The organism is Nonomuraea sp. NPDC005692, from assembly GCF_040631115.1.
Taxonomy (GTDB): domain Bacteria; phylum Actinomycetota; class Actinomycetes; order Streptosporangiales; family Streptosporangiaceae; genus Nonomuraea.
Map to the genome: position 1 here is coordinate 1 of NZ_JBEXYU010000024.1, position 20,960 is coordinate 20,960.

Annotated in this window: 22 protein-coding genes and 2 pseudogenes; 9 read left to right on the forward strand and 15 right to left on the reverse strand. The window is 68.1% G+C overall.

The genetic code is table 11. The features are described from left to right. The first annotated feature begins 407 nt into the window (after positions 1-407). Positions 408-908 (forward strand): hypothetical protein, encoded by a 501-nt coding sequence (locus ABZ459_RS35925; RefSeq protein ID WP_357979939.1) that lies wholly within the window; start codon positions 408-410, stop codon positions 906-908. Here the strand turns inward: ABZ459_RS35925 and ABZ459_RS35930 are convergent. Then, positions 898-1,635, reverse strand: a complete 738-nt coding sequence (locus tag ABZ459_RS35930; RefSeq protein ID WP_357979942.1) for a Tn3 family transposase — start codon at positions 1,633-1,635, stop codon at positions 898-900. The two genes, ABZ459_RS35925 and ABZ459_RS35930, sit on opposite strands and share 11 nt — an antisense overlap. Positions 1,636-1,712: 77 nt before the next feature. Between ABZ459_RS35930 and ABZ459_RS35935 the strand changes: the two genes are divergently transcribed. Then, positions 1,713-1,991 carry a hypothetical protein gene (locus tag ABZ459_RS35935; protein ID WP_357979946.1) on the forward strand — a complete coding sequence of 93 codons (279 nt, stop codon included), beginning with the start codon at positions 1,713-1,715 and terminating at the stop codon, positions 1,989-1,991. A gap of 64 nt (positions 1,992-2,055) precedes the next feature. Continuing rightward, the gene (locus ABZ459_RS35940; RefSeq protein WP_357979949.1) at positions 2,056-2,514 is read left to right on the forward strand and encodes a hypothetical protein; all 459 of its coding nucleotides are present in this window, start codon (positions 2,056-2,058) and stop codon (positions 2,512-2,514) included. A 127-nt stretch (positions 2,515-2,641) separates the two neighbouring features. On the opposite strand, the gene ABZ459_RS35945 is transcribed toward ABZ459_RS35940, so the two are convergent. The 3 genes and pseudogenes from ABZ459_RS35945 to ABZ459_RS35955 all read right to left on the reverse strand — a co-directional run. Continuing rightward, entirely contained in the window at positions 2,642-3,802 is a 1,161-nt protein-coding gene (locus tag ABZ459_RS35945) for a tyrosine-type recombinase/integrase (RefSeq protein ID WP_357979952.1), read from the reverse strand. Positions 3,803-3,957: 155 nt separating this feature from the next. After that, positions 3,958-4,272, reverse strand: a pseudogene (locus tag ABZ459_RS35950) (Tn3 family transposase); the annotation flags it as partial. A gap of 8 nt (positions 4,273-4,280) precedes the next feature. Further along, positions 4,281-6,212, reverse strand: a pseudogene (locus tag ABZ459_RS35955) (DUF4158 domain-containing protein); the annotation flags it as partial. A 354-nt stretch (positions 6,213-6,566) separates the two neighbouring features. Between ABZ459_RS35955 and ABZ459_RS35960 the strand changes: the two are divergent. Next, a complete protein-coding gene (locus tag ABZ459_RS35960) occupies positions 6,567-6,842 on the forward strand; it encodes a hypothetical protein (RefSeq protein ID WP_357979955.1) in 276 nt (91 codons plus the stop codon). Between the two features lie 413 nt (positions 6,843-7,255). Here the strand turns inward: ABZ459_RS35960 and ABZ459_RS35965 are convergent, their stop codons facing one another. The 6 genes from ABZ459_RS35965 to ABZ459_RS35990 form a co-directional block, all read right to left on the reverse strand. Then, positions 7,256-8,089 (reverse strand): alpha/beta fold hydrolase, encoded by an 834-nt coding sequence (locus ABZ459_RS35965; protein WP_357979958.1) that lies wholly within the window; start codon positions 8,087-8,089, stop codon positions 7,256-7,258. Positions 8,090-8,116: 27 nt separating this feature from the next. After that, positions 8,117-8,539 carry a DoxX family protein gene (locus tag ABZ459_RS35970; protein WP_357979961.1) on the reverse strand — a complete coding sequence of 141 codons (423 nt, stop codon included), beginning with the start codon at positions 8,537-8,539 and terminating at the stop codon, positions 8,117-8,119. Positions 8,540-8,642: 103 nt separating this feature from the next. Continuing rightward, the gene (locus ABZ459_RS35975) at positions 8,643-9,500 is read right to left on the reverse strand and encodes an ABC transporter permease (protein WP_357979964.1); all 858 of its coding nucleotides are present in this window, start codon (positions 9,498-9,500) and stop codon (positions 8,643-8,645) included. After that, positions 9,497-10,450 (reverse strand): ATP-binding cassette domain-containing protein, encoded by a 954-nt coding sequence (locus ABZ459_RS35980; RefSeq protein WP_357979967.1) that lies wholly within the window; start codon positions 10,448-10,450, stop codon positions 9,497-9,499. The genes ABZ459_RS35975 and ABZ459_RS35980 overlap by 4 nt, the downstream gene beginning before the upstream one ends. 103 nt (positions 10,451-10,553) lie before the next feature. Beyond that, the gene (locus ABZ459_RS35985; protein ID WP_357979970.1) at positions 10,554-11,195 is read right to left on the reverse strand and encodes a PadR family transcriptional regulator; all 642 of its coding nucleotides are present in this window, start codon (positions 11,193-11,195) and stop codon (positions 10,554-10,556) included. A gap of 103 nt (positions 11,196-11,298) precedes the next feature. Continuing rightward, positions 11,299-11,547, reverse strand: coding sequence for a hypothetical protein (locus ABZ459_RS35990; RefSeq protein WP_357979973.1), 249 nt, complete (start codon positions 11,545-11,547; stop codon positions 11,299-11,301). A 193-nt stretch (positions 11,548-11,740) separates the two neighbouring features. Between ABZ459_RS35990 and ABZ459_RS35995 the strand changes: the two genes are divergently transcribed. Then, positions 11,741-12,295 (forward strand): hypothetical protein, encoded by a 555-nt coding sequence (locus ABZ459_RS35995; protein WP_357979976.1) that lies wholly within the window; start codon positions 11,741-11,743, stop codon positions 12,293-12,295. Positions 12,296-12,731: 436 nt separating this feature from the next. Here ABZ459_RS35995 and ABZ459_RS36000 read toward each other — a convergent pair whose 3' ends face one another. The 3 genes from ABZ459_RS36000 to ABZ459_RS36010 are packed head-to-tail and all read right to left on the reverse strand — an operon-like array spanning position 12,732 to position 14,802. Then, positions 12,732-13,964: a site-specific integrase gene (locus ABZ459_RS36000; RefSeq protein ID WP_357979979.1), complete on the reverse strand. Its 1,233-nt coding sequence runs from the start codon at positions 13,962-13,964 to the stop codon at positions 12,732-12,734. After that, the gene (locus ABZ459_RS36005; RefSeq protein ID WP_357979982.1) at positions 13,961-14,536 is read right to left on the reverse strand and encodes a hypothetical protein; all 576 of its coding nucleotides are present in this window, start codon (positions 14,534-14,536) and stop codon (positions 13,961-13,963) included. Before ABZ459_RS36005 ends, ABZ459_RS36000 begins: the two co-directional genes overlap by 4 nt. Then, positions 14,533-14,802, reverse strand: a complete 270-nt coding sequence (locus tag ABZ459_RS36010) for a hypothetical protein (protein ID WP_357979985.1) — start codon at positions 14,800-14,802, stop codon at positions 14,533-14,535. The genes ABZ459_RS36005 and ABZ459_RS36010 overlap by 4 nt, the downstream gene beginning before the upstream one ends. A 190-nt stretch (positions 14,803-14,992) precedes the next feature. Here ABZ459_RS36010 and ABZ459_RS36015 point away from each other — a divergent pair, with 190 nt between their 5' ends. From ABZ459_RS36015 to ABZ459_RS36025, 3 genes are all read left to right on the forward strand, one after another. Then, positions 14,993-16,315, forward strand: coding sequence for a hypothetical protein (locus ABZ459_RS36015; protein ID WP_357979988.1), 1,323 nt, complete (start codon positions 14,993-14,995; stop codon positions 16,313-16,315). Positions 16,316-16,855: 540 nt separating this feature from the next. Then, a complete protein-coding gene (locus ABZ459_RS36020; protein ID WP_357979990.1) occupies positions 16,856-17,284 on the forward strand; it encodes a nuclear transport factor 2 family protein in 429 nt (142 codons plus the stop codon). A 100-nt stretch (positions 17,285-17,384) separates the two neighbouring features. Next, on the forward strand, positions 17,385-18,623 hold the full coding sequence (locus ABZ459_RS36025) for an FAD-dependent monooxygenase (protein ID WP_357979993.1): 1,239 nt from the start codon (positions 17,385-17,387) through the stop codon (positions 18,621-18,623). A 76-nt stretch (positions 18,624-18,699) separates the two neighbouring features. Here the strand turns inward: ABZ459_RS36025 and ABZ459_RS36030 are convergent, their stop codons facing one another. Both ABZ459_RS36030 and ABZ459_RS36035 read right to left on the reverse strand, forming a co-directional pair. After that, complete coding sequence (locus tag ABZ459_RS36030) at positions 18,700-19,206, reverse strand: hypothetical protein (RefSeq protein WP_357979996.1); 507 nt, start codon at positions 19,204-19,206, stop codon at positions 18,700-18,702. A 73-nt stretch (positions 19,207-19,279) separates the two neighbouring features. Then, positions 19,280-19,828: a YceI family protein gene (locus ABZ459_RS36035; protein ID WP_357979999.1), complete on the reverse strand. Its 549-nt coding sequence runs from the start codon at positions 19,826-19,828 to the stop codon at positions 19,280-19,282. Positions 19,829-19,981: 153 nt separating this feature from the next. Between ABZ459_RS36035 and sigJ the strand changes: the two genes are divergently transcribed. Continuing rightward, a complete protein-coding gene (sigJ, locus tag ABZ459_RS36040; protein ID WP_357980002.1) occupies positions 19,982-20,908 on the forward strand; it encodes an RNA polymerase sigma factor SigJ in 927 nt (308 codons plus the stop codon). Positions 20,909-20,960: the final 52 nt, after the last annotated feature.

A 20,960-nucleotide genomic window follows, 5' to 3' on the forward strand; every position in this document is an offset into this window, starting at 1 on the left:
GGTCCCACTACCGGCGCCTCCATCAGACCCGCGCCCGAGCCAGCCACTACAGAAGACATCGACTGAAACATCTCAAAGCCTCGCTGTAGTACTAGCTGCGTGGGAAGCGAAGGAGAGCGCGGACACCGCCGATTACGACCATGAGCCGTACCTCGACAACGTGTACGGGGTTGATGTCTGAGGTTTTCTGGTGGGAGGTGTTCGAGCCTGCCGTCTCCAAAGCGGACGTCCCGGTGCTTGAACGCTGCTACGCAGTGACGGAAGCGCTCCTCACGTGTGACGATCCGTCGAACGTGATCCGAGAATGTGTGATCATCCGGGTCCTCAAGTACCTGGACGCACAGTCTCCTGGGTACGCCTTCGCAGGCCCGGAGACCAGACGGCTTCTCGAATCACCGTGAGCGGCCATGCTCGCCGAGCATCATCAGCAGACCGACATACTTCTGGATATGACGGTCGAGATGCGCAAGATCCTTGAGATCAAGCCGGGGCAAACCTGGCTGATCATCCTCGACGGACAGTGGGCCTACGAAGCGCCGCCCAACCATCACGCGGTGCCGCTCGGCAAGGCGTCCATCGGGCTGCTTCCTCTGGTCGAACGACCACGTGACGAGGTCGAATCCGAGGCTCGCGCGGAGCTCGGCCCCACTGACCCCGACCTTGCCGGACCGGTGCGATTCGTCATCAGCACCGGGTTGAGCGCATGGTCAGACCACTGGATCTCACACACGCTCCGCTGGGTGAGGCCCGGGGAGGCCGAGCTGTTCGCCGACCTACTCCACAAGATCGCCACAGCTCAGACTGCTGCCTCTCAACGAACCCAGCACGCCGCCAAGAAGCTCTTGAAGGAGCAAGGACTCTGGAGACCGCTGCCCGACCGTTCAAAACGGGACGAGCTCAGGGGTTGAGAAGGAAGGTGGTGCCGGCCTCGTTCACCGAGGTCGGGCGGAGGGGCCGCCCGCCGTCGTCGAGCTTGGCGGTCTCGCCTTCGATGTCGACCTCGATGAAGCCGAAGAAGTTGATGTTCTCCCGGTGGCCGGGAGCGATGAACGACAGCAGTTCGTCGGGGACCTCACGGCCTTGGGCGCGCAGTTCCTTGATGCCCATCGCGTAGTACTCGGTCGTCCAGGTGATGACGGCGTTGGTGAGGATCGTGAGGCACCAGGACTGCTCGGTCTGGTCCTGCAGGTGCGGCCGGACCATGGCGCCCTGCTGCGCGTAGTGCAGGTCCCGGCGCAGCGCGTGCAGGGACTCGCCCTTGTTGAGCTGCCGGGAGATCTTCCGGCGGTACACCGGGTCCGACAGATACCGGGCAGCATGGATGGTCCTGCGGATCCGTCCCCACTCCTTGATCGCCGCGGCGAGCGTGTTCTGCCGGGAGGCCGCCGACCACTTCCCAACCACCAGGGACGCGGTCGCCTCACCGAACTTCAGCGATCCAGCCATCCGCAGCATGTCGTCCCAGGTGCCGCGGATCAGGTCCTCGTTCCACCGATCTGCCAGCAGCGGCCCGGCGTGGGGATAGAGCGTGTTGGTGGCGGTCGGGTTGTCGACCCGCAGCATCGTGATCTTTCCCAGGTCGCGGATCCGCGGCGTCAGGGCTTTGCCGACCAGGTCGAACAGCCCGAAGTTCACCAAGGTGGTTATGTGGACACTGTCAAGCAGCGACGTTCTCTGTCCTCACGGCGCCTTGATCGATAAGGTGTTCGGCCATGGGCGTCTTGGTCGACTACTTCACGGCAGAGTCAGATCAGTCAGCCGAACGAGCTCTGTCCGGCGGCCCCGCGCGCGTGAAGTTGCGGTATGTCGACTGCAAGGGGTGGATCGACGAACTCGGCGACCTGGTGGCCGAACTCAGCGGTCGCGACGTCAGCGAGTTCGGCGACAGCGAAGTCGTCGTGGACGACAGTGAGGTGTCGGGCGTGGACCGGGTGATGCCGGAGACGGTCGCCGCGCTCGCCGCCGTAGAAGATGCGCGGGTGCGTGAGTGATGCAGGTGGGTGACCCACTGCTTGGCCGCGTTGTCGCGGTAGTTCTGCGTCGAAGGTAGAACAGATGCAGGTCGTCGCGTTCGCTGAACAGCCGGACGGCCTCCAGTGCCTGGGTGATGTGGACTTCGGTGAGCTCGCCGGCGTGCTGGATGCCGGTGTGCAGCGCGATCCGGCCGACCGTCCAACGCATGGCCTGCCGCGCGGAGCTGCCGTTGTAGCCAAGCGCGACCGCTTCCTCGATCAGCTCGTCGGTGCCCAGGTCAATGCCCATGACTGCGGCGCAGTCGTCGACCCGGATCTGGCCGGCGCCGAACATCCACGCGTAATCGAAGGTGACGTAGCCGCGAAGAGCGAGAAACAGCAGGTAGGGCCGGGCGTGGAAGGACACCGGGAGGAGGGGGCCTTGTGGGTTTCCCCGGGGAGCCGTCCGACCCGCTCGACCAGCGGGGCGGCGAACCAGTCGCTCATCCGCGGCCATGCGTCCATGAACGCTCGATACCGGCGGATCTTCTGGTTGCGGTAGTTGGGATTGATGTCCTGGGCGCGTACGTGGGCGAGATACTCTGCCTCGCGGCAGTGCCGCCGCCTCGGCCGGCCTGTCGGGGTGACCGAGGTCGCCGCGAGAGCGGCGGCCGACACGTGTCCGGCCATCAGGACTTCCCGTCCCCGGGGCCGGCCACGGCCAGGCCGCCGAGCGCCCGGTTGTACTCGCTCACCACCGCCGGATCAGACACCCTGGTGTAGATCCGGGTCGACTCCGGCGAGGCGTGGCCCAGCCGCTTCTGCAGCGCCAGTTCCCGCATGCCGCCCTCCCACATGGCGGTCGCGTGCGTATGCCGGCAGGCGTGCGGTGTCACCCAGGGCGTTCGGATCCCGGTCCTGGTCGTGGCGCGGGTGAACATCTTCACCAGCCCGTCGTAGCTGAAGGCCTCCAGCCGCCTCTTGCCGCGGCCACCGATCAGGAACACCAGCGGGCTGTCGGCGTCGGCCGGGCGCTCGTCCATCACATAGGCGCTGACCGCGGCCAGTGTCTCGGGTTCGTGCAGATCGACGACGCGTTCAGTGCGGGACTTGGATCGAGCGCCCTTGGGATGGTCGTTGCGGTGGCGGACGACCACGCGCCTGCGGCCGTAGGCGATGTCCTCCAGGTGCAGGCCCAGCGCCTCACCCGGCCGTAGTCCGCCCTGCAGCATCAGCAGCACGATCGCCCGGTCCCGCTTGCCGCGCAGCTGCTCCAGCAGCGCCTTGACCTGGGTCTCGCTCAGCGGCCGCGGCACCCGCTGCACCGTCTTGACTTTCACCGCCCGGCGGACCGGACGTTGTCGGCTGGCCCGCCCCATGAACGGCCGATGCCGCTCCGAGACGCGCGCCAGCGCTGGGTCCGGGCGCTTTTCGATCGGATTCAGCCGGTCGAACATCCCGGCCAGGATTACGTACTCGTAGAAGGAGGCGACGGCCGCCAGGACCCGGTTCACGGTGCTCGGGGCCAGTTTGGTGGCCGGGCCGTCGGCGTCCGCCACGACCGTCAGTGCCATGCGCTGGCGGGGCCTGCGCGAGGGCACCGATCGCAGGTACTCCAGCAGCGCGATCGAGTGGCGCGGAGCGAACTCCTGCCAGGTCAGGCCATCACGGGCGAAGAATCGCCACAGGTGGCGAAGGTCGTAGGCGTAGGAGACGAGCGTGTTGGGCGAGCAGTCCCGGGCCGCCAGGAACCGCAGGAACCCCGCCACCACCTCGATCGGCTCGCCGTCCTCGCCGAGCAGTTCGACGCGCCGCGCGCCGTCCTCGCCGTACTGCTGCCGAACCCGCACAGACACCTCCAGACCGAATCTTCCCGATCTCCCATGAACTCGCCGCATCCTGGTGCCACTTGGGCAGATGGGGCAAGAGGTGTCCATGTAACAACAGCGCCGTGGCTGTCGGTGGCGTGCTCGTGGATCGGCAGGTCGGTCTCGTTACCGAGGAGCTCGTCCAGGGTGTAGTTGGCCTCGCGGGTGGTGGGGATGATCTGCTTGGTCCCGTAGGTCGACCACTGGTCGGACACGTGGGTGTAGGTCGACAGGACGCGCCCGCCGTGGATGTTCATGTCCCGGCCGGTGAGGGACTTGCCGCGGAGGGGGAACCGCTGCCCGTCGGAGGAGGACATGGTGCCGCCAACGAACTCCTTGGCCAGTTCCAGCTGGTAGTGGTGGTTGACCAGAACCGTGTTGGCCTCGCGGAGCGTCTCGCCCCGCACGTACCACTCCTGGGTCCAGGCGAGGGTATCGCGGAGACACCACACGCCTCCGACATGCGGGTCAGCCCGAGGTTGGTGGCGCCCGCGATGAGCACCGCGAGGATGTTACGGCGGGTCTCCACCGACAGGTTGATCTTCCGGCCGCCGGCGTGGGTGAAACAGTCCAGGAACTTGGTGCGGACGTCCAGCTCTATCAGGAGCGAGGCGATCGGCACGAACGGCAGCATCCCCGCCAGCTCTTCCCGCAGCGCCTTGGCCGCGGTGGGGATGTCCTCGGCCGACAGCGGCGGGATGACCAGCCGCCCTTCCTCGTCCAGGCGGACCGCGCCGACGTCGTTCGGGGCGGCGTTCGCCAGCGTCTCCTCCAGGTCCTTGAGGGCCTGGAGGAGTTCTTCCTTGACCTGGTCGATCGCCTCGGATGCGGCGGCGGGCTTGCGGACCAGCTGGCAGAACTCCGCCCGCTTGCCCTCCCACTGCTCCGGTGTGAACAGGTAGGTTCCCGGGTCGGCGTAACGGCGTGAACCGGGAACGAACACATCCCCAGACCGCAGGCCGTCGCGCAGGCCGAGCACCACGCACAGCTCCCAGTAGTGCCGGAACGCCGTGTCATCGCCCGCCTTGCGGGCCTTGGCGAGGTAGTCGGCGTATCGGGCCGGCACGAACGACGTCGGCGCCGCGGCCGGGACCTTCCGGCCGCCGGTCCGGTTCAACTCCTTCAACATCCCCAGCGCGGTCATCAGGTCCTGCGCACCCGGCCCGCCGTGGAAGTCGACCGCAGTCAGCACCTTGGGGGTGAAGCGGCGCAGATAGTTGTAGGAGGCCTCCAGCGCGGCCAGCCGACCGTGGTCGCGGGGCAGCGGCTTCCAGTTGATCGCCGACACCTCGCGGATCTTGTCCAGGCCGATCCGGCTGCGCAGCAGACCGCCGACCTCCTCGTCGGCGATGCCTGGGTCGTTCAGTACCGGCAGGATCACGTCCATCAGCAACTGACGAGCCTCGCCCTTCTTGGCCCGCTCGGCCAGAGCCTCGTCCGTCTTGGCCTTCGCATGCGACTCCCGCGCCGACACCGCCTGGTCGAACAACGCGATGACCTCGTCCAGCTGGTCGACTGCTGACTGGGCGACCAGAGCGAGCAGGATCGGGTAGCGGCGTTCTTCTCGCCGCTCCAGGCCCTGAACCGTCGAGCGGCGTGCCACCGTGGCCAGGAACCGGCGCCGCTCCCTCGGCAGCATCGACAAATCAAGCTGGTGGGCGTCCATCGCCCGCAGGTACAGCAGCTTGTCGACCGACACTCCGATCGCCGGAACGCTCGCCTCGACCGCCGGCGTGGTCAACCACCGAAGCCGAGACATCCCGATCTCCGCGTCCTCCGCCAGCAGCCGATCCAGATCCGCCCGCATCAGCCACGTCAGCAGATGCCCGACCTTCTGGCTGGTCAGCTTCCCCGCCGCAGTCCGCGTAGCGGTCACCAGCTCCATGAGCGTGACCGCGCCCGGCCGCACCACCTGCGCGGCCTGCAGATGCTCCACCGCCTGCTGGAACAACAACGATGGAGTGTCGTGCTCCATCGCCCGGTCCAGGAGGAACTGCTCCAGATCCTTCCACTGGATGCTGCCCGGCGTGGCGTTCTTCCACGTCAATTACTTCATAACCAGCTTCAGATGATCGCTGCGCGTCTGCGGCCGCTTCCGCGTCGACCGGTCGTACTGCTCGAGCACCCCGGGAAACACCGCCATCTGGGTCGCCAACCGCTGCACCGCCGCCTGCGGAACCTGCAGCAGTTCATCAGGGACGAAGCCGAGCCACGGCAACGTGCACAGCTGAACAGCCAACCCCAACCGGGCGTCGGGACCGCGGCCAGGCGCGTCCAAGAACCCGTGCTCACGCGATGTCAACGTGAAGTACTTGTTCAGCTCCTCACGCCCGATGTCCGGGAACGACCGCAGGCGCTCTAACTGCTCGTCCGACAGGAACCGCGTCGACATCAACCACCCCGGACGTCACAGAACACACGAATCATGACGAACCGTAGCCGAGGAGATCAACAATCGTCCCCGAAACCTCCATAACCGCAGGTCAGAGCTATATCCGTTGGATTTTCGCCGTTTGCTACGGGAACCCCCAGGAGCACGGCGCTGGCGGCGGCGCGAAGATGCGCGGGGACAAGGGCCTGCCTCGGGTGCCTCGCGCGCGGGCGCAAGGGCAGGCGACGACAGCGATTCACGCCTTTTGCGTCACTATGCGGGCCGCCGGCCTGCCCATATTTTGAGCGACATGAAGCAGCGTGGGCACGAGACACCCACCACACGCCCCACGACCGGGCAACGCATCGCAGCGGTGTGTCTGATCGTCGCGGCAGACTGACCATCGAGGGGCTGCTGACGATCGCTGGAGTGATCCACGCAATCAACGGCGTGGGCGAAGACCTTCCTCCCGCTGGGAATGTGCTGATGGGGCTCTTCGCCGCCGCTCTCGGAATCTTTCTCACCATCACCCTGGTCGACAACCTCCGGACCGGCGAATGGTCAGAGCCGTCCTGTTCGGGCGAGAACAACGGGGCCGATGAGGGCGACGATCCCGCACCAGACCTCGACGATGGCGATGACGGCCGGTGAACGCCCACAACGATGAACGTCGAGCCGCCGAGCAGACGGGCAAGCCACGCCCGCCGCGCCAAGCTCCGCCCGCACCGACAGGAACATCTCGTTCTCGTCAGGCTCGCGGCCCAGGCCGGCATTCCGTCCTCCAGCCGGACGCATCGAGGCAGCCACTTAAGAGACGATTGCCCCCGCTGAGCTCGGCCACGGCACGGAGCCGATGAGCAGCGAGAGGCCAGGTCGAGTCCCACTGAAGCCCAGGTCAGTACGACGGCCCGGCCTTGCGTGGTGACGAGCACGCCCAGGATCAGGCCTGTGATGCCGCCAACGACATCAACCTCGACACCACCTGTCCGCCCCGTGTCCCTGGCGCGACGAAGATCTGCTTGCGCGGTGCCTAATCGGTCTTCCCGCAGCACTTCGCGGGCCCCTCAGCGTTCGCTGCTGAAGAACCGTAGCAACAGCGGGCCGACGGTCTGTGGGTCGACGACGTGATCCGGCCCCTCGAGGGTCTCCCGTTGAGCGTGGGGTAGCAGGTCTGCGAGCTCGTCGGCCGCGCGGTCGAAGAAGTCCGAGGGCAGGCCTGCCATGTAGGGGACCGTGATCGGTCCTCCGGTGGTGACCCGGACCGGTTGGGTGACCGTTGCCAGTCGATCGGTCGGCAATTGGTAGCGGTTGTGGAAGACGCTGTCGTGGACCAGCGTGGGCGCGAGGGCGACCGAATCCGCCCAATGCGACGTCTGCTTGCCTGCCGCTTTCCTGGCCGCGATGTTGTCGTCGGAAGCGCCGGACAGGCGCATGAACAGTTCGAGAACCTCCTCGTCTCGCCCGGCGTCGAAGGCGCGTCGGGTGTCCGCGATGTACTCCTCGAATCGCGGGCGTATGTCGTCCCCGACCGCGTAGGGCACCTCCCACACGGCGATCGTGTCGATGGCTGACCCGGCCGCGGCGGCTTCCAGCGCCAGCGCGCCACCAGAGGACGCCCCGAACAGGTGTGCCGAGCCACCCGCCTCCGCGATCAACGCATCCAGGTCCTCGATCTCTCTTTCCACGGCGTAGGGCTCGGTGAAGCCGCTCGCGCCGCGTCCCCGACGGGCATAGTTGTAGACCGTGAAGTGCTCGGCGAGAGCAGGTACCAAGGGAGCGTTCTCGGCTCCGTCGTCCAGCGCGCCGCCTACCAGGACGACAGCCGGGCCGCTTCCCTTCCGGTCGTAGGCGATGGTGGTGCCATCGTTTGATGTCACGCGAAAGGCCATCTCGTTCATCTCACATCTCCGTTCGAGAGGTTTGTCTCAGCGCCTGAGCAGCGTGCCGACGACGGCCTCGGTGCGCGACCACCGCGCCCTTGCGATCACGGCCGCCACGACGAGACAGGCGAGCGGCAGCCAAGGGCTCTGCTCGAGCACGAACTGATCGGTGATGACAGCACCGGTCAGCAATGCCGCCAACCCGAGACTGGCCAGGCCCGCCAGAGCCGGGATCAGGAGTCCAACCCCTCCCGCGACCTCCAGCGCTCCGACCAGGTACCGGAGCCACTGGCCAGCCCCGATGTCGGCGAACATGTCCACCATGACCGGGTCGCCGGCGAGCTTCGAGATTCCGCCGCCGGCGATTATCGCCGCCAGCACGACTTGCAGAATCCAGACCCCGATGCTGCTCGCCCGCCCGGGCGTGTGCGCAACAGTTTCCGAGTTGTTCTTGGGGAGGGTGCTCATGCGTCTCTCCTCGTCGTGTCCGGGCCTGGTACCGGTGATGGCGTTGGCCGAGTGGGCCGGGTTGTCGGAGCTGATTTCGACCAAGTGCTCGCGGTAGCGGCATCTACTTCTTGTTGCGGTAGAGGACCATGGTGATGGGACCGAAGACCGCGACGAGAAGTACGGACGAGACGAGCACCCAGCCGATTTCCCCGGCGGGCACCGAGCCGTCCATCAGGCCGCGTACCACGGTCGCCAGGTGGCTGATCGGGTTGACCTCGACGACCACCTGCATCCACCCGGGCATCGTCTTCGGGTCCACGAAGATGTTGCTCACGAACGTCAGCGGGAACATCACCATCATGCTGACCCCCGCCACCGAGTTCGGCGTGCGCAGGATCAGGCTGAGCATCGTCCACAGCCACGACAGGCAGAACGAGAACACCAGCAGCAGCGCGACCGACAGCACCACGCCGACGGCGCCACCCTCCGGCCGGAACCCTAGGACCAGGCCCAGCGTGATCACGATCGCCGACCCGATCGAGTAGCGCATCACATCGCCGAGCAGGGCGCCGACCAGCGGCGACGGTCGCCACACCGGAAGTGACCTGAACCTGTCGAACACCCCCTTCTGGATGTCGGTGTTCAGCGTTATGCCGGTGTTCATGGTGATCATGACGTTCGCCTGCACCAGGATGCCCGGCAGCAGGAACTGCAGGTACTCCTGAGTCGACCCGGCGAGCGCGCCACCGAACAGGTAGGTGAACATGAGCGTGAACATGATCGGGAACATGATCGGGAACATGGTCACGTCGACGAGCTGCTCGGGCACGTGTTTGATCTTCAGCAAAGCGCGCCAGCCGAACGTCAGCGAGGTGAGCACCGGGCCGGGGCGCGACGGCCGCTCGCCGGCCAACAGCACACTGCGCAGCGCGTCCTCGGTGACCGGCGCCGACGCCTGTTCCGCGGTCGTGGCATTCATGCGGCATCCTCCTCGGCGGCGTGTCCGGTCAGGGTGAGGAACACCTCGTCCAGGCTCGGCTGACCGAGCGCGAACTCGGTGACGTCGATGCCGCTGCGGGACAGCTCGGCCAGGGCGCGGGCGACCCGCTCGGGGTCGGAGATCCGCGCGGACAGCGCGGCCGGGTCGGCGGACGGTTCGGCCGGCACCTCGAGGACGCCGGCGAGGACCCGTTCGGCCTCGGCCCGCTGCTCGGCCGCACGTAGCCGTACGTGCAGCGAGCCGGCACCGACCGATGCCTTGAGCTCGCCACTCGAGCCCTCGGCGATCACCTTCCCGTGGTCGATCACCGCGATCCGGTCGGCCAGCTGGTCGGCCTCGTCGAGGTACTGCGTGGTCAGCAACACGGTGGCGCCCTCGGCGACCATGCCCCTGACGATCTCCCAGACCTGGTTCCTGCTGCGCGGGTCGAGCCCGGTCGTGGGCTCGTCGAGGAAGATCAGTTCGGGGGTGACGACCAGGCTCGCCGCGATGTCGATGCGCCTGCGCATCCCGCCGGAGTACTTCTTCACCGGCCGGTCGGCCGCCTCGGCAAGACCGAACGCGTCGAGCAGGTCGGCCGCCCGCTCCCTGCCTCGGCGGCGTGAGTAGCCGAGCAACCTGGCGAGCAGCAACAGGGTCTCCACCCCGGTGAGGTCCTCGTCGACCGACGCGAACTGCCCGGTGAGGCCCACCCTGCTCTGCACCGCCCGGGCGTCACGCACGACGTCGTAGCCGAGCACTTGCGCCTCTCCGGCATCGGGGCGCAGGAGCGTGGCCAGCATGCGGATCGTCGTGGTCTTGCCCGCCCCGTTCGGACCGAGCACGCCGTATACGCCCCCGGCGCTCACGGCCAGATCCACACCGGCGACCGCGTGGGTCTTGCCGAAGCTCTTCTTCAACCCTCTCGTCTCGATCGCGAGCTTTCCCATGGGTTCGAGTCCTTCTCTCGGTGTTGCGAACGGATTGGTTGTGAGCTAGTCAAGTTTGACTACTTGGCCAGAGTACGCGAGGAGAACGTCTAGTCAAGGTTGATTAGAAGCGCATCTTGAGGGGATCCTGGACCGTTCGCCACGAACCCGGATCATCGGCCATGGTGTAGGCGCCCTCAGACAGTCGTTTGCTCAGGTTCTTCGCCCACTCCAGTTCGGTGCGTGCGTGTCCCGCCCACAGTTCGGCCTGATCGCGGACGTGTTCGGGAATGTCGGGGTTCGGGTTCTCCCCCCCCTTGGCCTGCCCTACGAGCTCCGCTTCCAGGCGCGCGACCCGCTCGTTAATGTGCGCGATGGCATCTGTCCTGGTCAGCATGGGCAACATGGCGATGGCCGCGTCGAGCATGGCCGGGTCGTGGGTGCGCCGCAGACCGTCGCGGACCAGTTCGACTATCTCGTCACGTCCCCGAGCTGTCGCGCGGTACAGAACGCGCTCCGGCCCGGAGTTGCCCGGCTCGGCGTGTTCGGTGAGGAGGCCATCAGCCGCCGCCTTCTTCAGCGCGTGATAAATCGAGCCGGGCTTGATCTTGGCCCAAATCTCCGCACCCCAGCTCTGCAGTTCGGACCGCACCTGGTAGCCATGCGCGCCGCCGGAGAGGTGCACGATACCGAGTACCAGGAGCTTCGTCGCCGACGTGCGCCCACCTCCGCTCAACCCTCTCGTCTCGATCGCGAACTTTCCCATGGGTTCGATTCCTACTCTCGGTGTTGCGAACGGATTGGTTGAGCTAGTCAAGTTTGACTACTTAGCCAGAGTACACGCGGAGGAAACGTCTAGTCAAGGTTGATTAGAAGCGCATCTTGAGGGGATCGTGGACCGTTCGCCACGAACCCGGATCATCGGCCATGGTGTAGGCGCCCTCAGACAGTCGTTTGCTCAGGTTCTTCGCCCACTCCAATTCAGTGCGTGCGTGTCCCGCCCACAGTTCGACCTGATCGCGGACGTGCTCGGGGGCGTCCCGATTGGGGTGCTCCCGCCACTTGGCCTGCTCTACGAGATCCGCTTGCGTGCCCGCCAGGGTGGTGTCAACTCCCACCAACACTAGGGTGCCCTCCTGGTCCGGGTGGTGTCAGCACTGACCTACAAGCGGTGCTGGTGGAGACCTCTAAAGCCAGCTCGTTAGCAATCCTGTGACACCCTTGCCGGGCGGACACCACCATAAGCACTTTTGACTCCTTTTCTACCGAATAGAGGTTTTGTCCGGCTTGGGGGGCCGATAGAAACCGGACGTGGCCACCCTTCCCGACCAGCACGAACGCGCCCGCTCGCCGGTGCGGGCCCCGATCCAGCCGATGCTGGCCAAGGCCATGGACCACATCCCCTCAGGGCCCGCCGGCGCCTGGGCGTATGAGCCTAAGTTGGATGGTTTTCGCGGCATTGTCCTCGTCGACGGCGACCGTGGCGTGCAGTTGCACTCCCGGCGCGGCGCCCGTCTCAACGAGACGTTCCCGGAAATCGTCTGGTCGGCGTTCGACCACGTGCCTGCCGGGACGGTGCTGGATGGCGAGATCGTCCGATGGGCGACGTCCAGTCGCCTCGACTTCACGGCGCTGCACCGCAGGAACATCGCCGGGCGCCGCCGCGCAGCCTCCCTGGCCATCACCGAACGCTGTCACTTCGCCGCCTTCGACGTGCTTCGCGTGCATGGCCGGGACGTGACGGGGCTGCCGCTGCGCGAGCGTCGAGCTCTGCTGGAGGAGCTGTTCGCGCCCATCCCGCCCGCCGGCGTGCTCGCTCTGGGCATGCACACCACCGACGAGGCCGAGGCGCCGCCAATGCTGTGAGGGCGCGCATGGTCTCTCCTGTCGGAGTGAGGGATGCTTGACTACTCTACGCTTCTCTCTACTACTTACCGTGACATGTAAACGCTAAACTCGTCTTTGACCTGCAAAGAAGCAGCACTGCCATGCTACTGGCGTACAAACCATCAGGGCTTGACGCTCGCTGGCCAGCACAGGTCGGCCACAATCTTCGCCATCCCGTGTCGCGCTGACCGCGTCTGGGGCGCCCACGGTGGCATGGTCGCGCTCGTCTGCCAGTTCAAGTCTCCAGACCAGCCACGCCCGTGCGGTGCCGTCAGGGTTTCGGCGACGCGGGCGAGTTCGGTCGCCGGCGTGGTGCGGGTCACTGGTTCAGTCGGCCCTCGACGCGCTATGTTTTTGCTGGAGTCAGGACGCGCACGCTCCTCTGCGCCTTGGCTGGGCCACCTCTCCATCGATTTCATCCATCGCCGGTGGCTTCCGTGTCGCGCGTGCCTCGGTACAGCACGTGCCCGCTCAGGCGCTTGTTGCGCCCCTTGTAGCGGAAGGTGGTGGAGATTGACTTGTGCTGCACGGCCTGCTGGACTTCCTCCGGTGGCGCGCCGCCGTCCAGGAGTTCGGTGATGACGGTGGCGCGGATGCGGTGCGGATGCGCCTTCTCCCCCTCCTCGGTGGGCATCTGACCGGCCGCGGCCGCGGCCTTCAACGCCGCGGTGACCCACCAGCGGTCGATCGGCCAGCCGTCTTCACGGGTGAACAGCAGATCGTCGGCAGGCTTGCCTTGCCGCAGCTGCTGCAGCATGGCGATCGTGTCGGCGTCCGGGATGGGGAGCTGGGCGTATTTGCCGCCCTTGTTGCGGAAGCGCAGCACGGTGTGCCTGCTGCCGTCAGATTCGGTGACGGTGCGGATGTCGCCGACCGTGAGCCCGGCCAGCAAGCCCACGCGGCCGCCGACGTCGTCCAGCAGAGCGATGGCGGCGGCCTGGGCCAGCTGCCCTGTCGCGGCGAGCTTGGCCACCCCGGCTCGCATATGCCGGTGCTGCACGGGTGTGAAGGGGCGGGTGCTGCCCTCGGTGGAGACCGGTGGCGCGTCGACGTCGGCGGCGGGGTTGTAGGCGATCACTTTGCGGCGGCGGGCGTAGCCGTAGAAGCTGGACAGGTTGTGCCGTTGCTTGGCCACCGTGGCCGGGCCGAGCGCCTTGCCGGGCTTACGCACGCCGACGGTCAGCGCGCCGGTCGCGGCGGCGTCGCGGTAGGCGATCAGGTGATCCTCGGTGACCTCGAGCAGCGCCACCGGCGGGGTCAGGGTGCGCAGCCAGCGCAGGAAGGCCGCCAGCACCTGCAGCCGGGTCTGCCGGGTCGAGACAGAGGTGCTGTGCTGCAGCCAGCCGGCCACCACGTTCCAGGTGGGCCGGTCCAGGCCGTCGATCAGGTCGACGTCGGCGCCGGGCACCTCTCCCCTGTCGCCTCGCTCGCGGCGCGGGCTCAGCCCGGCGATCGCGCCGATGCTGAACACCAGCGGCTCGGGCGGCGGCGCTGGAGCAGGTGCCTGGCGTGCTTCGGCGAGCGGCCCGGGCGCCGGGCCGGTGTCGCTGGAGGGGTTGTGGCCGGGCCGATGCACGGCGGTGGGTTCCAGGATGTCCTGCGCCTCTGCGGGACCAGAGCCGGCCGGAAGGATGGGCGTACCGCTCATGCCCCCTCCCCCAGCTGCACCGATGCGGGCAGCGGTCGGCCGACGGATACCCAGGCGTCGCCGGGCAGCCCGTCACGCAGCACCTCGGTGTTGTCGGCGAGGTTGATGCCGCCGCCGGTGATGACGGCATCCACGCCGCGGCGGGCCTGCTGAGCGCAGCGGTAGCCGTCGGTCAGGGCCACCCCGAGGTAGGCCATGCCCATCCCGTCGGGCAGCGTGGGATCGATCACCTGGTCATCGGCTTCAGCGCGGACGCACCACGCATGGTCAAAGGCGACAGGCACCCTCTGGGCCACCACCATGCCTTCGACATACAGCAGGCCCTCGTGCTCGTCGGCCCACCGGCTGGCGGTGGCGAAGCACGTCCCCGGCGGGCCGGCCACGAACGCGGAAGGCCGGGACGCCGGGGTGAACCGGCGGCCATGGCTGAGCAGGAGCTCGGCCAGGCTGGCGAACCGCCAGCCGTCGCGCTGCGGTGAGCAGGCGCTCCGCCACATCGCGACCCACGCTTCGCCCTGCTCCAGCAGCAGCGCGACCGCCCGGCGCTCGGCGTCGCTCATGCGGTCGTTCATGAGGGAAGAGCCTCCTGGACACGCGCGGGGAGGCTGCGTTCCCGCTGCTCGTCCGCCTGTTCCCACCTGGGGTCGGGGGTGAGCGACGGCATGCGCGTGCAGGCCACCCGGCCGGTTCTGCCGGTGAGCACGGCCTCGGGCGTCGCGTAGCCGAGCGTTGCGTCGTCGGTGAGCACGAGCACGGTGCGGTCGGGCTCCCCTGCCGGTGCCGGGAGCAGCAGCGCGGTGGCGTGGGTGCGGGTCAGCCGGGGTGTACGCCTGGGCATGGCATGCGCTCCTTGGGGCGGTAGTGAGTGCCGGGTCGCCGGAGCATCATCGCCCCCGTCGGCTCTCCCGACACAGTCTTTCACAGAAGTGTTCTTCTGTGAAAGACATCCATGCTCGCAGATTATTAGATTCCAGTTTTCTTTTTCTGATTCTGAATTCTGCTATCTCTGACACTGCTACGATCGCAGGGTGAACGAGCCCACTCCACCCGGCGGTGAGCAGCCTGCCGAGACGCCGCGCGCCCTGCCGCTCGCCGCGACCGGCACCGCGCCGCAGGTCGACCCGGACGCTCCCTACGGCCGCTGCGGCAACCCGAACTGCGCCGCGCGCTGGCGCACCGTCGACGGCCGGCCGCGGCCGCTGGAGAAGCCGAAGACCAAGCCGCGCACCTACTGCAGCGGCGACTGCGGACAAGAAGCCCGATCCCGGCCGCTGCCTGAGGTCCCCGGCGCCCCGGTCGACGGCGCCTCCTGGGTGCGCCGGCTGAACGAGAACGCCACCACGCGCATCCAGCTCGCCGAGCGCATGCTCGCCGAGGCCGCCGCCGACCGGGAACTGTACGGCCGGCTGCGCGACGAACTGCTGGCCCGCATCACGCAGCTGGAGAGCACCACCGCCGCGGCGCTGGAGCGCACCGAGCAAGCCGAGCGGCGCGCGGCCAACGCCGAGCTGGCCCGCGACGTCGCCCGTCAGCAGGCCTCAGACGCCCACGACCTGCAGCAGGCCGCCGAGCGGCGCACCGACAACGCCGTGACCGAAATGGAAACGATCCGCCGCCACGCGGCCGAGGAGGTAGGCCGCGCCGAAGGGCGGGCCAATCAGGCCGAGGGCCGGGCGGAGGCGGCCGAGACATCCCGCAAGCGCGCCGAGGACGCGCTGCACAAGCTACGCGAGCAGGTCCAGGCCGAGCGCGAGCAGGTCGCCATCGAACGGCAGCAGACGGCCGACGCTCTTGATCAGCTGCGCCAGCGCCTGGAGCTGAGCGAGCAAGAGCTCGCCGCCGAGCGAGATGCCGCCGCAGGTCTGCGCTCCGAACTGACCGCCGCCGCCGCGCACGTCCAAGCCGTCGACGCGCGCCTGGAGGAACTGCGCGCTGAGCTGGTACGGCGCCAGGCCGACCACGAACGGGAACGGAACCGCCTGACCGACGAGCGCGACCAGGCCGGCCAGGAGTTGGCGGCCCAGCGCGCGACCTGCGACGCACTACGCGCCCAGCTGGCCGAGACCACCACCACCGCACGCGTCGCCGAAGCGCGAGCAGAGGGCCTGCACGAACGGCTGGCCGACCTGCAGGCCCGGCTCGCGGCGGCCGACGTCACACTCCCGGAGATCACCGAGCTGGACGACGGCGTGCTCGGCGTGGCGCTGCCCAACGGCGACGGCGTCGTGCTGCGCGGGGAGCACATCTCCCTCAATCTCGGCACAGGCCACCGAGACCTCGACGCCGACACGGTGTCTGCCGTGGTCGGCGCGCTGGTGGCCGTAGCCGCCCATCGTGCCCGCCACCGATGACCGACCGCCCGGTGGAGGTCCGGTCGACTCGGCTGCGAGAACGCCGGGCCAGGCCAGCAGCTGAGCGGTGGCCTCGGTGCGGTCGCCGCCCCAGGCCACGCCGCGCCGGCCGTCGGCGGCGCCTACGCCAGGCTCTAATCGGCGCAGTTCGCCCAGGCCGTCACCGAGGCGGAGTGACGGCGCAGATCCCGGACGCCGCCCTGCACTTCCTCCAGTCCGATCGCGGGCAGCCCTGCCGGACGAAAGGTCGCCGCTCCCTCGGCCTGGCGCAGCGCTGCTCCCGTCGCGTCGATCTCCCAGGCCCGCGGCGTCGTTGACGAGGTGCTGATCCCCTGGTGTCTCAGGCTGCGAGGGATGGGGCTTCAGGGCTCGGCTGACGTCCGAGCCGGTGGTGACGCCAGTGCGCGGCGCCGAATACGTCGGGGCGCCTCACATTTCGGTGGACTGCGTCGTCGTACTGCTGAAACCACAGGGACCGTCGCCGGCCGAGCCGGCGGCGGTCCTCATTCTTGTACGGCGAAACGGCGAAACGGAGAAACGATGACTTCGAGCGATTCTGAGTTCAGAGCGTTCCTGGCGAGTCGCGTCGATGCGGCCCAGGTGAAGGACATCGATCTGCTCATGACGCATTATTCGGAGGACATTGTCTATTACGATGTCGTTCCCCCTCTGCAGTTCGCGGGCAGCGACGAGGTCCGCCGCAACTTCGTGCGGTGGTTCGACGGCTACGACGGCCCCATCAGCCTGGAGACGCACGAGCTGAAGGTCTCGGTGAGTGGCGACGTGGCGTTCGCGCACATGCTGCACCTGGATTCCGGCAAGCGCACGAACGGGCTGGAAACTTCGATCTGGGTGCGTTCGACCGTCGGTTGCCGGCGGTCGAACGGTAAATGGCTGATCACGCACGAGCACATCTCACTGCCGATCAACATGGAATCCCTGCAGGCCTGGTTCCCGCCAGAGGCGTAAGCCGTCCTGCTGTCCATCTGAGTCAAGCCGGACGAGGACGCCCGCGTCCTCGTCCGGCTTTTCGACATGCCTGTTCTCTTCTTTGGGGGGCCTCATGGAAATGACGAAAAACCGTGGCCGCCGGGCTCTGGTGGTCGGGCTGGGGATCAGCGGGATCGCCACCGCGCTGCGGCTGCGGCAGATCGGCTGGACGCCGGTCATCATCGAACGAGATCCCGGCCGGCGGTCCGGCGGATACTTCATCGCCCTGTTCGGTGCCGGCCGCGCCGCCGCCCGGCGCCTGGGCATTCTGGAGAATCTGACCGATCGAGGCCCTGAAGGCGCCGCCTACGACATCGACCGGGCCGGCCGGCGCAGGCCCGGGCTGGGTTTCAAGGACTTTCCCGGCCGGCCGTGGATGATGATGCGGGGAGACGTGGAGGCGGCCGGTTTCGCGGCGCTGCCGTCCGATGTCGAGATCCGCTACTCCACGGTGCCGACCCGGATCGAGCAGGACGCCGACGGGGTGGACGTGACGCTGGCCGACAGCGCCGCCGGGACCTCGGTCACCGAGCGCTTCGATCTGGTCGTCGGCGCGGACGGGCTGCGCTCCATGGTGCGGCGGCTGGTGTTCGGGCCGCACGAGAGGTATCTGCGCCGGATGAACTACATGGCGGTCGCCTTCCAGCTGGCCGGCGCGCTCCCCGGTCACGACCAGACCGACTCCGTCATCCTGGCGGAGCATCAGCGGTCGATGTGGGTCTTCCCGTTCAAGGACCGTCCGCCGACCGTGCTGCTGAGCTACCACACCGACGACGTGAACGCCGAGTTCAACCGGCCGATGGCCGAGCGGGTGCGCGAGGCGTTCGGCCCCGAGCCGGCCGGCCCGGCGCTCGGGGCGGCGCTTGATGCGCTGGAGTCGGCCGGGCAGGTGCTGTTCGACTCGGTCGAGCAGGTGCGCATGGACCGCTGGCATCGCGGCCGGGTGGTGCTGGTCGGTGACGCGGCCTGGTGCGTGACGCTGTACGCGGGAATGGGCGCCTCCAGCGGAATGGCCGGGGCGGACCTGCTGGGCACCATGCTGGACCGCCACCCCCGCGGCGTGACCGAGGCGCTGACCCGATGGGAGCGGCAGCTGCGCCCCACCATCAGCTATCTGCAGGACAACGGGATGCAGATGCGCAGCTTGTTCGTCCCGGCCACCCGCTTCGAGCTCACCTGGCGCAAGGTGATGGTGCGCATGAGCAAGATGCCGCTCACCGCTCCCCTGTTCCTCCGGTGGCAGCTGAAGGGCAAGGCGGCCCGGATTAAGGACACGGACTTCTCCCACCCCCAGCTGCTCACGCCGCGGCCCCGCTGAACCCGGCAGCTGAAAGGGGCGGCGGACATGGCCTCCGCCGTCCCTTGCAGCGTTCTGATCATGCCGTGTGGCGTCCCTATTTCGAGTGGTGCCGCGTCACGGTCGCGTGCGCCGGAGGCGGCCACCGCCGGGCAGCAGCACCTCGCCGTGCTGGTGGTGCCACGCCGCAGCAGGGCCGCGGCCAGCAGGGTGAACGCGAGGCAGGCGGCGGCCTGCTGCCGCGCGCGTCGCTGCCCAGGACCGCCTGGTGGTACTGCGGCATCGTGAACAGGACGCCGAACATGGTGAAGTTGATCAGCGTGCCGAGTGCCCTGCCGGCGGTGAGCCGGGCGCTGCTGAACAGCGACAGGTCCACCAAGGGATGGGCGGCCCGCCGTTCCCGGATCACGAACGCCACCAGCGCGACCGCCCGGCGCCGACAGCGCCCGCCCGCCGTAGTCGATCCTCCTGGCGTGCTCGGCCCGTGACTCGGGCAGCCACGTCGGACCGCGGCGACCACGATGAGCACCGGCAGGAGCGCGATCACCATGGGCATGATGAGCGCGGCCCCCACGCCGAGCACCGCGCGGGCGGCGATGAACATGCCGACGGAGGTGGCGTAGGCGGCGACCAGCGAGCTGAGGCCGAAGCATGATCAGCCCGGCGCGCCGACCTGGTCAGGAGAGCGGGACCAGGACGACGTCGAACTCCAGCTTCACCTTCCCGCCGACCATGACGCCGATCGCGGCGTTCCAGTCCACGCCCCAGTCCCTGCGGCTGATCACCGTGCCGCCTCGCAGGGTGACCCGGCGGTCGCCCGAACGGTCGTTCTCGGCGCCGGTCAGCTCGAAATCCAAGGTGACCGGCCTGGTCACCCCGCGGATGGTCAGATCACCGGCGACCTTGAAGGTGGCCGGGCCGGTCTGGCTCACCCTGGCCGAGGTGAAGGTGATGGCCGGGTGATCGTCCGCGCGCAGAAATCTGCCGCTCAGTTGCCCGTCGCGTTGCGCGTTGCGGGTCTGGATGCTCTTCGCCTGGATCGTGAGCCGGGCGCTGGACTTCGACGGCTCATCGCCGTCCAGGTACGCGCCACCCTCGAACTCGTCGAACTGGCCGTGCACCCTGCTGCCCATCGTGTGCCGGGCGACGAACCCGATCCGGGTGTGAGCGGGGTCGAGGACGTAGTCGCCGGTCAGTTCGCTGAGCGTGGTCCTGGTGGTCGTCATGCTGAGTTCACTCCTGGAAGGGGCTTCCGTATGCGTTGCAGCCGTACGACGAGGCACCCCCGCCAAATGTCAGGCGACGTGCCGACCTCACATTTCGGGACAGTCTCTCGTCGTACCGCTGTTGACTGACGCACCAGAGGAAAGCGGGACACCATGACCACCCCTGCAGGGCCGGCGGACGACGGGATCGATCCGAGCCTGAGCGCGATCATGAGCGAGCGGCGGCAGCTCATCAATCTCGCCTACCGGCTCCTCGGTTCCCTGGCCGACGCCGAGGATGTCGTGCAGGAGACCTATGCCCGCTGGTATGCCATGTCCCGGCAGGAGCAGGAGGCCATCGAGTCGCCCGGCGGCTGGCTGACGACGGTGGCCAGTCGCGTCTGTCTCGACATCCTCGGCTCGGCGCGAGCCCGGCGGGAGCGCTACGTGGGTGAATGGATCCCCGAGCCGGTGCCCGACCGCACGGAGTGGAGCGCCGGCCGGCCCGGCGGCGACCCGGCCGACCGGGTCACCCTCGACGAGTCGATCAACATGGCCTTCCTCGTCGTGCTGGAGACGATGACTCCGGCCGAGCGCGTCGCGCTCATCCTGCACGACGTCTTCGGCTACTCCTTCGCCGAGGTGGCCGAGATCGTCGGCCGGACCACCGCGGCGTGCCGCCAGCTCGCCTCCTCCGCCCGCCGCCGCCTCCGCGCCTCGCAGGCGCCGACGGCTTCGGCCGCGCGGCTCGGCAGCATCGTCCGGGACTTCAAGCTGGCCTGGGAGGCCAAGGACATCGACGCCCTCATCGGCCTCCTGGACCCCGACGTCCTGGCGATCGGCGACGGCGGCGGCCTCGTCAGCGCCGTGCTCCACCCGGTCGAAGGCCGCGAGAAGGTGGCGCGTTACCTGACCGAGCTCGCCGGCAAAGCGCCCGGGCTGGCGATCCTGGAGCGCACGGTCAACGGCCTGCCCGGCCTGGTGCTCCAGGTGGACGGCGCCACCATGGCGGTGCTGGCGTTCGGAGTCACGGCTGACCGCATCACGCACATCTGGGGAGTACGCAACCCCGACAAGCTCCGGCTCTGGACGGCGGGCTGAGGCTCGCCGCTCATCCGGCAAACCCCATGAAGAAGTAGAAAGGGCACGTCAA

Bases quoted from the DNA above. Each gene is read 5' to 3' on its own strand.
- ABZ459_RS36030 (WP_357979996.1), bottom strand. From the start codon at position 19,206: ATGTTCATCGCCGCCCGCGCGGTGCTCGGCGTGGGGGCCGCGCTCATC.
- ABZ459_RS35965 (WP_357979958.1), bottom strand. From the start codon at position 8,089: ATGAACGAGATGGCCTTTCGCGTGACATCAAACGATGGCACCACCATC.
- ABZ459_RS36000 (WP_357979979.1), bottom strand. From the start codon at position 13,964: ATGAGCGGTACGCCCATCCTTCCGGCCGGCTCTGGTCCCGCAGAGGCG.
- ABZ459_RS35925 (WP_357979939.1), top strand. From the start codon at position 408: ATGCTCGCCGAGCATCATCAGCAGACCGACATACTTCTGGATATGACG.
- ABZ459_RS36035 (WP_357979999.1), bottom strand. From the start codon at position 19,828: ATGACGACCACCAGGACCACGCTCAGCGAACTGACCGGCGACTACGTC.
- ABZ459_RS35940 (WP_357979949.1), top strand. From the start codon at position 2,056: ATGCAGGTCGTCGCGTTCGCTGAACAGCCGGACGGCCTCCAGTGCCTG.
- ABZ459_RS36010 (WP_357979985.1), bottom strand. From the start codon at position 14,802: ATGCCCAGGCGTACACCCCGGCTGACCCGCACCCACGCCACCGCGCTG.
- ABZ459_RS36005 (WP_357979982.1), bottom strand. From the start codon at position 14,536: ATGAACGACCGCATGAGCGACGCCGAGCGCCGGGCGGTCGCGCTGCTG.
- ABZ459_RS35935 (WP_357979946.1), top strand. From the start codon at position 1,713: ATGGGCGTCTTGGTCGACTACTTCACGGCAGAGTCAGATCAGTCAGCC.
- ABZ459_RS36020 (WP_357979990.1), top strand. From the start codon at position 16,856: ATGACTTCGAGCGATTCTGAGTTCAGAGCGTTCCTGGCGAGTCGCGTC.
- ABZ459_RS36025 (WP_357979993.1), top strand. From the start codon at position 17,385: ATGACGAAAAACCGTGGCCGCCGGGCTCTGGTGGTCGGGCTGGGGATC.
- ABZ459_RS35980 (WP_357979967.1), bottom strand. From the start codon at position 10,450: ATGGGAAAGCTCGCGATCGAGACGAGAGGGTTGAAGAAGAGCTTCGGC.
- sigJ (WP_357980002.1), top strand. From the start codon at position 19,982: ATGACCACCCCTGCAGGGCCGGCGGACGACGGGATCGATCCGAGCCTG.
- ABZ459_RS35970 (WP_357979961.1), bottom strand. From the start codon at position 8,539: ATGAGCACCCTCCCCAAGAACAACTCGGAAACTGTTGCGCACACGCCC.
- ABZ459_RS35975 (WP_357979964.1), bottom strand. From the start codon at position 9,500: ATGAATGCCACGACCGCGGAACAGGCGTCGGCGCCGGTCACCGAGGAC.
- ABZ459_RS35985 (WP_357979970.1), bottom strand. From the start codon at position 11,195: ATGGGAAAGTTCGCGATCGAGACGAGAGGGTTGAGCGGAGGTGGGCGC.